General features: G+C 69.0%; 9 protein-coding genes. 3 read left to right on the forward strand and 6 right to left on the reverse strand.

Annotation, left to right across the window (positions count from 1 at the left end; genetic code table 11):
- Positions 1-11: 11 nt before the first annotated feature.
- The 4 genes from I2487_RS01655 to I2487_RS01670 form a co-directional block, all read right to left on the reverse strand.
- On the reverse strand, positions 12-3,128 hold the full coding sequence (locus I2487_RS01655) for a UPF0182 family protein (protein ID WP_207170660.1): 3,117 nt from the start codon (positions 3,126-3,128) through the stop codon (positions 12-14).
- An 89-nt stretch (positions 3,129-3,217) separates the two neighbouring features.
- Entirely contained in the window at positions 3,218-4,309 is a 1,092-nt protein-coding gene (locus I2487_RS01660) for a YlbL family protein (protein WP_207170659.1), read from the reverse strand.
- Between the two features lie 52 nt (positions 4,310-4,361).
- Positions 4,362-5,906: a zinc-dependent metalloprotease gene (locus I2487_RS01665; RefSeq protein ID WP_207170658.1), complete on the reverse strand. Its 1,545-nt coding sequence runs from the start codon at positions 5,904-5,906 to the stop codon at positions 4,362-4,364.
- A 148-nt stretch (positions 5,907-6,054) separates the two neighbouring features.
- Complete coding sequence (locus tag I2487_RS01670; protein WP_207170657.1) at positions 6,055-7,020, reverse strand: hypothetical protein; 966 nt, start codon at positions 7,018-7,020, stop codon at positions 6,055-6,057.
- Positions 7,021-7,135: 115 nt separating this feature from the next.
- Here I2487_RS01670 and I2487_RS01675 point away from each other — a divergent pair, with 115 nt between their 5' ends.
- The 3 genes from I2487_RS01675 (at position 7,136) to I2487_RS01685 (ending at position 10,781) form a co-directional block, all read left to right on the forward strand.
- Positions 7,136-7,681, forward strand: coding sequence for a M48 metallopeptidase family protein (locus I2487_RS01675; protein WP_207170656.1), 546 nt, complete (start codon positions 7,136-7,138; stop codon positions 7,679-7,681).
- A 140-nt stretch (positions 7,682-7,821) separates the two neighbouring features.
- A complete protein-coding gene (locus I2487_RS01680; protein ID WP_207170655.1) occupies positions 7,822-9,456 on the forward strand; it encodes an AbgT family transporter in 1,635 nt (544 codons plus the stop codon).
- An 83-nt stretch (positions 9,457-9,539) separates the two neighbouring features.
- Positions 9,540-10,781: a M20 family metallopeptidase gene (locus tag I2487_RS01685; protein WP_207170654.1), complete on the forward strand. Its 1,242-nt coding sequence runs from the start codon at positions 9,540-9,542 to the stop codon at positions 10,779-10,781.
- Positions 10,782-10,850: 69 nt separating this feature from the next.
- On the opposite strand, the gene I2487_RS01690 is transcribed toward I2487_RS01685, so the two are convergent.
- Positions 10,851-13,040, reverse strand: coding sequence for an ATP-dependent DNA helicase UvrD2 (locus tag I2487_RS01690; protein WP_207170653.1), 2,190 nt, complete (start codon positions 13,038-13,040; stop codon positions 10,851-10,853).
- On the reverse strand, positions 13,037-13,916 hold an 880-nt coding region (nudC, locus tag I2487_RS01695), incomplete at its 5' end, for an NAD(+) diphosphatase (protein ID WP_207172996.1). The genes I2487_RS01690 and nudC, both read right to left, overlap by 4 nt.

A 13,916-nucleotide genomic window follows, 5' to 3' on the forward strand; every position in this document is an offset into this window, starting at 1 on the left:
GCTCCTGGGGATCACTCCTCCAGGTCAGCCTCGGCCTGCAGGGCATCGTCGATGGCCTGCTGCAACCGCTCCTGGGCCTCGCCATAGGTGGCGAAGTCACCGTCGGAGAGTGCCTCATCCGAGTCCTGGAGCGCCTCGCCTGCGCGATCCAGGGCGTCGTTCAGACGCTCCTGAGCGGGACCGGTCGGCGCGGTGGGACCCTCGGTCTCCTCGGCGTCGGTCTCCTCCTCGGTGGTGGCCTCTTCCTCAGCCGGCTCCTCCTCGGTGGTGGCGTCGTCCTCCGCCGGGGCTTCACCCTCGGGCACGTCAAGCTCGGAGTCCACCGCGTCACCGGTGACGCCTGAGCCATCGGCCACGGCCGCACCGGAGTTGCCGCCGAAGACCTGGTCGAGGGCCTCGTCGAGGGTGTCGGCGAAGCCGACCTCCTCGCCGTAGGCGACCAGCACCTTGCGCAGCGCCGGGTAGGCGGCCGCCGCGCCGGTGGACTGGACGTAGACCGGCTGGACATACAAGATGCCGCCACCGGCCGGCAGGGTGATCATGTTGCCGTTGATCACCTCGGACGCGCCCTGACGCAACAGGTTCAGCTCTTGGGAGATCTGCGAGTTGGAGTCGAAGTTCGCCTGAGTCTGGCCTGGGCCAGGGACCGCGGTGTCACGCGGAAGCTCGAGCAGCCGCAGCTGACCGTAGTCCTCCGCCTTGACCCCATCCTCGCCGGTGCCGGCATCGCCGGCGGCGGCGAGGAAGCCGTAGAGCACGTTGCGCTGCTGGGCGCCCTCGGCGATCTGCGGGATGAACGTGCCGGTCAGCGAGAAGGCAGGCTCCTCCTGATCGGGCATCTGCAGCGTCATGTAATACGGCGGCTGCGCCATCGCGTTCTCGTCCTCGACCGTCGGGTCCGAGGGAACCGACCAGGCGTCGTTGTTCTCATAGAACGTGCCGGGGTCGGTCACGTGGTAGCGACCGAGCAGCTCGCGCTGCACCCGGAACATGTCTTCGGGGTAGCGGACGTGGTCCAGCAGCTCAGCCGACATGTTCTCGTAAGGCTGCAGAGCCTCGGGGAACACCTGCTGCCAAGCCCGCAGGATCGGATCCTCGGTGTCCCAGGCGTAGAGCTCCACCGAGCCGTCATAGGCATCGACGGTCGCCTTCACCGAGTTGCGGATGTAGTTGACCTGACCGGTGAGCATCGGGGCCCCCTGAGTCAGGGTGTCCGTGGTGGCCTGCTCCAGCTGCTGCTGGGCCGAGTACGGGAAGTCATTGGAGGTGGTGTAGCCCTCCACGATCCACTTCACCCGTCCATCGACGATCGCCGGGTAGACGTTCTGGTCGACGTCGAGGAACGGGGCGACTTCCTGCACCCGCTCCCGCGGCTCCCGGTTATAGAGGATCTGCGACTCTTCGTTCATATCGCCGGAGAGCAGGATCTCTGGGGACTGGAACTGGATGGCGTAGACCAGCCGGTTGAACAGGCCGCCCACGGAGGGCCCACCCTCCCCTTCGAAGGTGTAGACCGTCTCGGTGTCGGAGTCGCCCGACGCCGGACGGTCGAGCTCCAGCGGATCGGTTCCCTCAGGTGCGCCGACGATCGAGTACTGCGGGGAGTTCTGTCCAAAGTAGATGCGCGGCTCGTAGTCCTCATCCGAGGCGAGCTCGCCTCGGGTGGGGATGCCCTGCAGGGTGAAGCTGGGGCGTCCTTCGGGGGTCACGGTGTTGGCGTTGGCCGCGACCAGTCCGTAGCCGTGGGTGAAGATCAGGTGCCGGTTGACCCAGGAGGCATCGGTGGGCACGTTCAGCTCACGGGCGGCGATGACGGTGTCGCGGCGTTCGCCGTCGATCTCGTAGCGGTCGAAGCTCAGCGTCTCCGGGAAGGAGTAGTACTGGCGGAACTGCTGGAACTGCCCGAATGCGGCGGAGACCAGGTTCGGGTCCAGCAGTCGGATGTTCTCCGTGTTGGCCGCGTCTTCGGCAAGTGCGCCCGGGGTTGCCGAGGCGTCGGCGTCGTAGCTCTCCTGCTCGATCTCATGCAGGTCATAGGCGTAGCGGGTCAGCTCCATGTTGCGTTCGATGAACGGGGTCTCCAGGGTCCGCTCCGACGGCTGGACCTGGTACTCCTGGACGAAGAACGGGACCAGGCCGCCACCGATGATCGCGGTGATCAGCAGCATGGCCGAACCGATGATGGAGAAGCGCCAGCGTCCGGTCACGGCGGTGACGATGAAGATCGCGGCCACCAGCACCGCGGCCACGGCGAGGATCGCCTGCGCCGGGATGACGGCGTTGACGTCGGTATAGAGCGCACCCGCCCAGTTGCCGCTCTGGCTCTGCAAGGTGGCGTAGCGGTCGAGCCACCAGTTCGCGCCCTGCAGCAGCAGGAACAGTGCACCGGTCACGGCGATGTGCCAGCGGGCGGCCTTCTCGACCACGAACTTTCCGCTGGCCTCGATGCGGATGCCGCCGAAGAGGTAGTGGGTCAGGATGCCGGCGATGCCGGCGACCAGGACGGCCGAGATGAGGAAGCCGTTGATGAACCCGAGGAAAGGCAGGGTGAAGACGAAGAACGCGAAGTCCATCCCGAATTCGGGGTCGGTCATGCCGAAGGGCTGCTGGTTGATGAACAGCATCACGTTCTCCCAGCTGCCCTGTGCCGCGGTGCCCGCGAAGAGGCCCATCAGCACGGGCAGGCCGATCATGAACAGCCGACGCATCGAGTTCAGCGTGCGCTGGTAGCGGATCACCGACTCGTTCATCTGGTTCTGCAACACCTGGGGACGGTTGCGGAACGCCAGGAACAGGCTGAGCCAGACCAGGCCAGCCATCAGCAGGAACGCGACCACGAAGATCACACCCCGGGCGATGCGCTCGGTCCAGAAGACATCGTCATAGCCCACCTGGTTGAACCAGAGGATCTCGGCGTAGAAGCCGGAAGACGCTACGAAAATGCCGATCAGCGCGGCGATGATGATGATCGTCAGCACCAGTGCTGACGGCCGCCGCGGCCCGGAACTCCTCGCTGGCCGGTCGGAACCGGACCCGCCGGAGTTGTCGCCGCCGTCCCCGCCCGGACCGGAGCCGAACAGGCCTCCGCCGAACGGGTTCGCGGACCCGAATCCCTGAGAGAAACTCACGGATAAACCCTCGTCTCTATATATGTGCTTGGATACATCGGTGCTGCTGCTGGGTCAGCGTGCTGACCCGGCTGAACCGGTTTCCCGGTTCAGCTTCCGCAGGGCTCGAGCCCTGCGAGGAAGTCTTCGTCTGAGTCGCGGACCGCCTCCACGATCGCGCGTCCTTCGGCTACATCCTCGACGGCGTAGGTCGCCAGTCCCTCGGGCACCCGCCCTGCGAGTTCGGCGCAGTTCGCGGCCGGGACGAGGAAGTTCTCGATCCCCTGGGACCGCGCCCCGACCACCTTCTGGGCGATGCCGCCGATGGGTCCGACCGTGCCGTCCGGATCCACCGTGCCGGTGCCGGCCCAATCCTCGCCGCCGGTCATGGACCCCTCGGTCATGGAGTCCACGAGGCCGAGAGTGAACATCAGCCCCGCGCTGGGACCGCCGACGCCGTCGAGTTCGATGTCGACATCCACCGGGAACACGAACTCGTTTCCGAGCATGATTCCCACGTAGTAGTCGCCGTCTGCCTCTTGATAGGTGGGGACCTCGTAGTCGAGCTCCTCACCATCACGAAGCACTGTCAATGCTACCGGCTGACCTGCGGCGGTGTTGACTGCGTCACGCAGTCCCTGAAGTCCGGTGATGGAGCTGCCGGCGGCCGCGGTGACCTGATCGCCGGGCCGGAGCTGGTCGTCGGTGCCGACCTCGACCGCCTCGGCGGTGAAGTCGATGACGGAGAGCTGCTGGTCATAGTCGATGCCCAGCTCGTTGAGTGCGGCGGCCACCGCGAGGTCCTGGGAGCTGGTCATCGCGGCGGTGTTCTGCTGCTGGACCTGCTCCGCAGTGGTGCCGGAGGGGTAGATCAGCTCGTGGGGCTGGATGTCGGTGCCCGGGTTCAGCCACCCCGTGACGGCCTCCGGGACCCGCACCGTGGAGGTGGGGGCGCCGGCGACGAACACGGTGGTCAGGTTCAGTGAACCCTCCGTGGGAAAGGTCTCTTCTCCGTTGACGGAGATGACAGCCTGATCCTCGATCTCACCGATGGTGTTGAAGATCGGACCCGGGCTCTCCACCAGGTAGGGGCTGGGCAGCACCAGACTGAGCAGCCCGATGATGAGCGCTGACGTGCCGGCCACCGCCTGCAGGCTTCTCCGCAGGCTCGGCCTCTTCGGTTTCGGGGTGCGCTCAGTCATGATGATCGTGATTCATCATCTCATCTGTGACGAGCGTCCCTGGAAGATGACGTCAGGCCCCCGGGGACTTGCCGTCGTATCCGCCGTCGAGCAGCTTCTGCAGCTCGTCGTCGATCTTCGCGGTCTCTTCCTGGCGCTCCGCACGGCGCTGCTGGAAGCCGGTGGGATCGTCGAGGTCCTGCTCGTCGGGCTGGACGTCGGGGTGACCCCAGACCTCATCCCGGCCGGACATCCCCTCGGTCTCGCGCAGGTGCGCCCAGAGGGCGGCGGCGTCACGGAGCCGGCGGGGGCGCAGCTCCAGTCCCACCAGCGCCGCGAAGGTGTCCTCCGCCGGTCCCCCGGAGGCACGACGACGGTTCATCGTCTCGCGCAGCCGGGACAGCGATTCGAGGTGTTCAGCGGCCTGGGTGACGACGTCGTCGACCCAGCCCTCGACCAGCGCCAGGGTGGTCTCGATCCGCTTGAGCGCGGCCTCCTGCATGGGGGTCCGCTCCTCCGGGAAGAGGCCCTCCCCGAGGATCGAGTTCATCGCCTCAGGATTGTTGGGATCCATCTGGCCGGCGGCCTCTTCGATCCGGTCCATGTCGATGTGGATCCCTGCGGCGTACTGGCCGACCGCGTTGAACAGGTCCTGCTCCAGCCAGGGAGCGTTGTTGAACAGGCGCATCCGGGCGGCTTCACGCAGCGCCAGGTAGAGCAGCACCTCGCGCTTGTCCACGCTGAGACCCTTGCCGAACTCACTCACGTTCTTGGGCAGCAGCGCGGTGGTGTTGCCGGCCAGCGGCAGCCCGGTGTCCGAGGAGGAGACGACCTCCTTGGCGAGTGCACCCACGGCCTGACCGAGCTGCATGCCGAAGGCCATGCCGCCCATGGACTCGATCATGCCGGTGATCTGCTGCGCACCGGCTCCGCCCATCATGGACTCGAGCTCCGGGGGAAGCCCAGAGCCCTGTTCACCGAGCTGGTCCTTGATGGCGCTGCCCAGCGCCTTGGAGACCGATTCGGCCACCGGTTCGGTCAGCCGCTTCCAGGATTCGAAGGTCTCCTCCACCCACTGGGCGCGGGACCAGGCCTGGCCGATCTGCCCGGCGGTCTCGAAGGTGGTGGCGCCGTCGAGCCACATATCGGCCAGGCGCAGCGCGTCGTCGATCTCCTTGCGCTCGGCGGCCGAGACGCTGGGATCATCACCGGCGGCGGCCTGACGCGCGGCCTGGCGCGCCATAGACCAGTTGACCGGCCCCTTGTCCTCCTCGGAGGGGTTCTGCATGGCGGAGAACATGGACTGGACCTGTCCCATGATCTGCTGCATCATCTGCGGGTTCATATCGGCCATGCCGGGGATCTGCGAGGGGTCGAACCCGGGAGGGAAGCCGGGGAACCCGCCTGCCTCGCCGGAGCCTGCTGCGCCAGGCGCACCAGGGGTGCCGGTGAATCCGATGCTGGGACCACGCTTGGCGGCGTCGTCCTTGTCCGCGTCATCGCCGGGGGTCTGACCGGGCATCTGCCCGCCGAAGAGCTGTTTGAAGAACTCCTCCATGGGGTCACGTGGGTCTTCCCCGTTGCCCTGGTCGTTGTTGCCGGAGTTGTTCTGGCTCATCGGACGCTCCCTGTGGTGATCCTGGTTCGGCCTGAGAAACTCCAGCGTATCCAGCGCGGCTCGGTGATGTCTGTATGAGCGCGGTCAGTTCGCCACAGGATGAAGTCTCCGGTTCCACGTTGACGCTGGCGTGGCGCTCCGGATCTGTTCACCCGGGTCCGGGAGTGCGCAGTCGGCACTCGCATTCGGGATGCGCGGTCACCGGTTCCAGGCTGAGCCACCCGGTCGCGGCGCCGAGCCCGATCCTGCGCCTCGCGGTCTGCGGCATGAACTGCCCGTCGATGACGAGTTGGATCTCGCGGGCCAGCAGACTCGCCACCACCGCTGCGGCGGCCTCCTCCGCGGGTGCCGCATGCCCGGCGAACCCGGGGTCCCCCTCGGAGAGGCTGCTCCGTGCATCGATCGGGGACTGTTCTGCGAGCGCGGCCTGCGCCGCCGTCCAGTGTGGGTCGGATGCGGTGCCGTAGAGCTCCAAGCACTGCGGGCAGGGTCCGCGCTCACGGCTGAGCAGCGGTCCGATCTGCCACTGCTCAGGGGCACGCACCACCGGCAGCACCAGCCGGGCCCGGGCGGCGGCGGCGCGGAGCCGTGTCGGGTCGACGGCGCGGACGGCGAAGATCACGTGGATGTCCACCGGTTCCTGTGGGAGCCCGGAGGCGGCGGTCTCCGGGCTGGCCGGTGGTTGCGGGGGCGGCTCCGAGCAGGTCAGCACGGTCATCTCGGGGTTCTGCCGCATGCAGGAGCGCCGGACGGCCACGGCGCGGGTGTGACCGACGGCCGCCGCCGGGTACCCCTCCGCCACATCCTCGCGATCCACCGGGTGGTCATCGCGCAGCAGCAGCAGACCCAGCGGCAGCCGGGCCAGCTGTTCGGCGAGCAGCGCGCCCGGGCGGGGCAGCCCGTCAATCAGCACCGCCGCCAGCTGCCGCCGCGCCCGCACCCGGGTCACCTGGTCCTCGGTGCCGGCGTCGGCGGCGGCGGCGTCAGCGGTGCCGGAGGCGGCGGCGGCTCCGGTCCGGGCCTCTCCGAGGCGTTTCAGGGTCTGCTGTGCCGGGCCGAGGATCCGCACCGCCTGCGCCCCGGCGCCGAGCTGAACGGTGCGCGCGTCAAGCACGAAGGCCTGACTCCACTCCCCTGGCGCTGTCCCCGGCAACATGTACCCATGTTGTCAAGGTTGGAATCCGCCGACGGAGTTTTCCACAGTCTTGGGCCGGGCTAGGCTCCTGGGCATGGCGTCGCGGCAGGTTCAGCAACAGCAAGAGATCACGGTGGACGGCCAGCAGGTGCTGGTGGTGCGCTCTGCTCGTCGCACCCGGACCATCACCGCTGATCAGGTCGCGGGGACCCTGCGTCTTCGGGTCCCGGTGCGGCTGAGTCGGCGCGAGATCGAAGATCACGCCCGAGCGTTCCAGAAGAAGCTCAGCCGCCGGGCGGCCCGGCGGCCGCGCAGCGACGAGGAGCTGGCGCAGCGCGCCCGCGCGCTCTCCACCCGCTACTTCGACGGCGTCCCGCAGCCGCAGGCGGTGAGCTGGTCCACCCAGCAGCACCAGCGCTGGGGCTCCACGACCTCGACCACCGGGACCATCCGGCTCTCCGCACGGCTGCGCGAGATGCCGCTCTGGGTGCAGGACTCGGTGCTGGTCCATGAGCTGGCGCACCTGATCGAGCCCGGGCACGGACCGGAGTTCAAGGCGCTCGTCGCGAAGTACCCGCGCACCGCGGAGGCCGACGCGTTCCTGGCCGGGGTCAGCTGGGCGGATCGCCACGCCGGCTGAGCTCTGAGCTGGGCGGACCGGTGAAATTGAGGACTTTTGGGGCAATGTCGATGAGATGTCGGCTGAATTAGACTGACCGCTCGTTGCCCGGCCCCGACCACGAAGCCTCTCTGTTCCAGGAGTGGGCAGATGGGAAGCAGATGACCCAGAAGACCCTTGACGAACAGGATTCGCCTCCAGGCGAGGAGCGCCGAGCGGGGGTGTTGGTTCGTCTGCTCCGGGTGATCGAGCGAGTCGGGAACCTGCTGCCGCACCCGTTCTGGCTCTTCGTGATCCTCTCCGTCGTCGTGGTCGTCTTCTCCGCGATCCTCGAGGCCACCGGCCTGGGTGCGGAGAACCCTGCCGACGGGGAGTACATCGCGGTCCAGAGCCTGCTCAACCCCGAGGGCTTCCAGCGGATGCTCACCGACGCGGTGGAGAACTTCGTGACCTTCCCGCCGCTGGGCCTGATCATCACGGTGATGCTGGGCGTCGCGGTCGCGGAGGGCTCCGGACTCATCGGCGCCTCCATCCGGGTGATCGTCTCCCGGGTCTCGCGCAAATGGCTGACCTTCACCGTCGCACTCACCGGGGTCACCGGATCGGTGGCTTCCGATGCGATCTACGTGATCCTGATCCCGCTGGCCGCCGCCGCCTTCAAGGCGAGCGGACGTTCCGCGGTCCTGGGCGCCGTCGTCGCCTTCGGTGCCGCCTCGGCCGGGTACAACGCCTCCCTGCTGATCACCGCGAGCGATCCGCTCCTGGCCGGGATCTCCACCTCCGCCGCGCAGCTGATCGAGGAGGACTACGTCGTCTCCCCGGTGGCGAACTACTTCTTCTCGGCGGCCTCCGCGATCGTGCTGGCGATCGTGGTCACCCTGGTGACCGAGCTGCTGCTGGTGAAGATGACCGAGCGCATGCGTCACGAGGAGGACGCCGCCGGAGGCGCCGCCACCGCGGTGCTCTCGGCAGGACGCGAGAATTCGCAGGACGGCACACAGGACGGCGCGATCACCGACGACGCCGAGCTGCTGACCTACAGCCGCCGCGAGGTCGCGGCGCTGAAGGCCTCGCTGGTCGCCCTGGGGGTCTTCCTGGTCGCCTACTTCTCACTGCTGTTCCTGCCGGTCTCGCCCTTCCGCGGTGAGGGCTCCGACGTCCTGGAGTCCGCCCTGCTGACCGACGTGGCCGTGCCGATCGCGCTGGCGTTCCTGGTCGTGGGCATCACCTACGGCATCAAGGCCGGCACCATCACGCGGCCCAGCGACATCCCGGAACTGATGGCGCGCTCGATCAAGGAGCTCTCCGGGGTCATCGTGCTCTTCTTCGCCGCCGCCCAGTTCATCGCCTATTTCGGCTGGTCCAATATGGGCACGGTGCTGGCCATCGAGGGTGCCCAGGTGCTCGAGCAGCTGGACCTGCCCGCCGGGGTGCTCTTCGCCGGGGTGGTGCTGCTGGTGGCCACGTTCAACTTCGCGATCACCTCGGGCTCCGCCCAGTACACCCTGATGGCCCCGGTGCTGGTCCCGATGCTGATGCTCGTGGGCACCTCCCCGGAGGTCACCCAGATGCTCTTCCGCATCGGAGACTCCCCCACCAACATCATCTCTCCGATGAGCCCCTACTTCGCGCTGGTGTTGGGCTACATGCAGCGCTACTACCCGAAGGCGGGGATCGGCACCCTGATCTCGCTGACGCTCCCGGTCGCCGTCGCTCTGCTGGTGTCCTGGTTCCTATTCTTCATGCTCTGGTTCGCGATCGGGATTCCGCTGGGGCCCGGAGTTCCGGTCCGCTGACCCCGCCACCCCGATCTGGTCACGCCAGGCCAGACCAGGCCGCCCCAGAGCACTGCACCTGTACACATCGATGAAGGAGACCCATGGACCTTGAGCACCTGACCCGCGAGGACACGGCCGTGCTGACATCTGCCCAGCTGCTGGAGATTCAGACGTTCATCACCGAGCACCTCCACGACGTGTTGGAGGACCTCCGGCGGATCGTGCACTGCGAGACCCCGAGCCAGGACAAGACCCTGCTCGACGCCGGCCTGACGGAGATCCGGGCGCTGGCGATCGAGCGGCTGGGCGAGCCGAGCCACGAGGCGCGCACCGGTGGGGGCGAGTACGGCGATGCGCTCGAGCTGCTCTGGCCCGGCGCCGCCGCGGGGTCCGACGACGACGCAGCTGCCGCGCCAGTCACCTCGGAGGCGCCGGTGACCTCGGTGTGCCACTACGACACGGTCTGGCCGGCCGGCACGCTGAGCGTGTGGCCGATGAGCATCGAGGGTGACCGGCTGACCGGCCCCGGCGTGCTGGACATGAAGTTCGGGATCGTGCAGACGATCTGGGCGGTGCTGGCCCTGCGCTCGGCAGGGATCGCCCATGCCCCGGTCCGGCTGCTGCTCACCGGGGACGAGGAGATCGGCTCCGTGGCGGGACGACCGGTGATCGAAGCCGCCGCCAAGGACTCCCGGGTCACCCTGGTGCCTGAGCCCAGCGCCGGCGGCCAGCCGAAGGACCGGCGCAAGGGGATGGTCTTCGCGGACATCACGGTCCACGGCGTGGAGGCCCATGCCGGGCTCGAGCCGGAGAACGGGGCCAGTGCGGTGCACGCGCTGGCGGTCCTGGTGCCCGAGATCGTCGCCCTGGCGGCGCCGGAGCGGGGCACCACCGTGAATGTGGGAACGCTGCAGGGCGGAACTGGGCGCAATGTGGTCGCCGGTCGCGCGGAATGCCTGGTCGATGTGCGTGTCACCGAGACCGCGGAGCAGGAGCGGGTCGCCGATGCGCTGCGCGCGCTCACCCTGCCCGAGCCCTACCGCTCCGATGAACGGCTGCGCCTGGAACTTCAGGTGGATGCCAACCGTCCCCCGATGAATCCCACCCCGGCCTCGGAGGCCGCGATGGCCCGGCTCGCTCAGGTCGCCGCCGGCCTGGGGCGCGAGCTGAGTCCTCGGATGGTCGGCGGGGCCTCGGATGCGAACTTCATCTCGGCCCTGGGGCTGCCGGTGCTCGACGGGCTCGGCGCCGTCGGCGAAGGGCCCCACGCCTGGCACGAGCACCTGCTGATCTCCGGGGTCGCCCCGCAGACGGCGCTGCTGGCCGGGATGCTCGCCGAGTAGCGCTCCTGCGTGGTCAGCGGCCGGCGCAGCGGCTGGCCCAGCGCCCGGCTCAGTGGCCGGGCCCGGGCCTCAGATCTCGTTGAGGATCTCGCGGAGCCGCTCGCCGTGCTTCTCGAGCTTGCGCTCACCGATCCCGGGGACCTTCAGCAGCGCCTCGTCCGAGGTGGGCCGGCGCTCGGCGATGACCTCCAGGGTGGCGTCGGTGAAGATCACGAACGCGGGCACCTCGAGCTCCTTGGCGTAGTCGCTCCGCCAGGCGCGCAGCTTCTCGAAGAGCGCCTCGTCGTAGCGGGCGGGGCAGCTCTCGCAGCGGCGCCGCTTGACCTCGGTGCCGTTGGTGAGGACCTTCCCGCAGGTGGAGCAGGTGGAGGCCTTCTTCTTCCGGCCTGAGGCGTTCGGGCTGGGCCCGCCCGAGGCAATGATCTTCCGCCCGGGTTCCTCGATGCCCATCTCCTTGCGCAGCGGGCGCAGGAACCGGGACGGGGTGCGCCGGCCCCGGCCGCCGGTGTGCCGGGAGGCGGCGGAGGAGAGGAAGAGGAACTTTCGGGCGCGGGTGATGCCCACGTAGAACAGTCGGCGCTCCTCGTCGACCTCCTTCTGGGTCTTCGCGAAGGTGATCGGCATCAGGCCTTCGGAGAGTCCGGCGAGGAACACCGCCTCCCACTCCAGGCCCTTGGCCGAGTGCAGCGAGGCCAGCGTGACGCCTTCAACGGTGGGGGCGTGCTGCGCGGCGGAGCGTTCCTCCAGCTCGGAGATGAAGCTGCGCATGGTGAAGTCTTCGCGCTCGGTGGAGAGCTGGTCCGCCAGGGCGACCAGCGCCGCCATCGACTCCCAGCGCTCGCGGACCGCGCCGGTAGCCTCCGGGGCCTTCGCGGAGTAGCCGTGGGAGGACAGGATGTCGCGCACGCTTTTGGACACCGCGTCCCCGGCGTCGTCGACCAGCGAGGAGGTGCGCAGGGCGGCGAGGGCCTCGCGGACCTCGCGGCGGGAGAAGAACCGTTCGGAGCCGCGGAGCTGATACGAGATCCCGGCGGTGGCCAGGCTCTGCTCGAACGCCTGGGACTGTCCGTTGGTCCGGTAGAGGATCGCGACCTCCGAGAGCGGCACGCCCTGTTCCTGCAGCGCCTTGATCTCGGAGGCGATCCAGCCGGCCTCGGTGTCATCATCGGCGTGCTGGATCAGCTTGGGGACCGGGCCGCGCTCACGCTGGGAGATCAGCTGCAGCGGCTCGGGCCAGGGCGCAGGATCGGTGAGCTTCACGGACTCCCGGGTGCGGTCGGCCAGCAGCGAGTTCGCCAGCTTCACCACCTCGGGGGTGGAGCGGTAGTCCCGGACCAGCTTGACCAGGTTCGCCTCCGGGTGGCGGCGCTTGAAGCCGAGCAGGTAGTCCGGGGTGGCGCCGGTGAAGGAGTAGATGGTCTGCGCGGCGTCGCCGACCACGCAGATCTCCTCGCGTCCGCCGAGCCAGAGGTCCAGCATCCGCTGCTGCAGCGGGGAGACGTCCTGGTACTCGTCGACCACGAAGTGTCGGTACTGCTGGCGCACCTGGGCGGCCACCCGCTCGTCGTCCTCCAGGATGCCCACATTGAGCAGCAGCACATCCTCGAAGTCGATCAGGTGCTTGTCCAGCTTCACGTCCTCATAGGACTGATACAGCTTCGCGAAGGTGCGGTGGTCCACTCCCCCGGGCGCGGGGCGGCCGGCGCCCTCGGCGGTGGCGACCTCGAGGTAGGACTCCGGGGTCAGCGTGGAGACCTTCGCCCATTCGATCTCGCTGGCCAGGTCGCGCAGCGCGGCCCGGTCAGTGGTCACGTGCAGCCGGCGTGCCGCCTCGGCGAGCAGCCGGACCTTGTGGTCGAGGATCTGCGGCATGGTCCCGCCGATGGCCACCGGCCAGAAGTACTGCAGCTGGCGCAGGGCGGCGGCGTGGAAGGTGCGGGCCTGGACCCCGGGGGCGCCCAGCGCGCTGAGCCGGGAGCGCATCTCGGCGGCGGCGCGGGCGGTGAAGGTCACTGCGAGCAGCCGGTGCGGGTCATAGACCCCGGCCCGGACCCCGTAGGCGATCCGGTGCGTGATGGCGCGGGTCTTGCCGGTGCCGGCGCCGGCGAGGATGCACAGCGGGCCCTTCAGCGTGGAGGCCGCCAGGCGCTGTTCCTCGTCGAGGCCGTCAAGGATCGCCTCGGGCGGGGCGGCGGCGAGCTGGGTGGCCGAGAGCGCATGTCCGGTGGAGGAGCTGGAGGAGAAGGCGGGCTGGCTCATCGGGGCTGCTGTCCTGCCTGGCCGCTCCGGCCGTTGGTGGCACCGTTCGTTGCGCCAGGGGCGACCCTGTTCGCACCGCCGGCGGCAGGGCTCGGCCGGGCGTCGGAGGATGCGTGGATCGCCGCTCCGTGCCAGCGTTCGATCAGCGCCCGGGAGATCGAGGAGCGGGTGGGCAGGCTGACCTCGCCTGCTTCGGCGGCCTCGGCGAGCTCGGCGCGGGTGAACCAGCGCACGTCGCGGATCTCGTCGCCGTCGGGCCGGGCCATGGTGGGGTCGTGGGTCACGGCGAAGTGTCCGAGCATGAGCGAGCGCGGGAACGGCCAGGACTGTGACCCCATGTAACGGATCTCGGAGACGACGACGCCGGCCTCCTCCTCGATCTCCCGGGCAAGTGCCGCTTCCACCGACTCTCCGGCCTCCACGAACCCGGCGAAGGTGGAATAGCGGTGAGTCTCCCAGCGGTGCGCGGAACCCAGCAGGATCCGGTCCTCGGAGTCCAGCACCGCGGTGATCACGGCGGGGTCGGTGCGCGGGAAGGTCTGCGCGCCGCAGTTCGGGCAGGTCCGTCGCCAGCCGGAGACCTCCACCTCGGTGGCGGTTCCGCAGGCGGCGCAGAACGGGCTGCGGGCGTGCCAGGTGGTGATCGCCAGGGCCTGGGTGAGCAGGGCGGCGTCCACCGGGGTCAGCTGGGAGCCGGCGAAGGCCAGGTCCGCCCAGGTGGTGCCGGTGGTCCCGGCGGCGGCCTGCTCATCGGCGGGTTTGGGGTGGGCCACGGTGACCACGTGGACCGGCGCGGACTCACCGGGCGTGGAGCCGGGAGCGGCGTCGGGCAGCTCGGCGGGGTCCACCGCGGACTCACCGGGCGTGGAGCCGGGA

The organism is Nesterenkonia sp. E16_10, assembly GCF_017347085.1.
Lineage (GTDB): Bacteria > Actinomycetota > Actinomycetes > Actinomycetales > Micrococcaceae > Nesterenkonia.

Coding starts and splice junctions, on each gene's coding strand:
- I2487_RS01660 (WP_207170659.1), bottom strand. CDS start 4,309: ATGACTGAGCGCACCCCGAAACCGAAGAGGCCGAGCCTGCGGAGAAGC.
- I2487_RS01690 (WP_207170653.1), bottom strand. CDS start 13,040: ATGAGCCAGCCCGCCTTCTCCTCCAGCTCCTCCACCGGACATGCGCTC.
- I2487_RS01675 (WP_207170656.1), top strand. CDS start 7,136: ATGGCGTCGCGGCAGGTTCAGCAACAGCAAGAGATCACGGTGGACGGC.
- I2487_RS01685 (WP_207170654.1), top strand. CDS start 9,540: ATGGACCTTGAGCACCTGACCCGCGAGGACACGGCCGTGCTGACATCT.
- I2487_RS01665 (WP_207170658.1), bottom strand. CDS start 5,906: ATGAGCCAGAACAACTCCGGCAACAACGACCAGGGCAACGGGGAAGAC.
- I2487_RS01680 (WP_207170655.1), top strand. CDS start 7,822: ATGACCCAGAAGACCCTTGACGAACAGGATTCGCCTCCAGGCGAGGAG.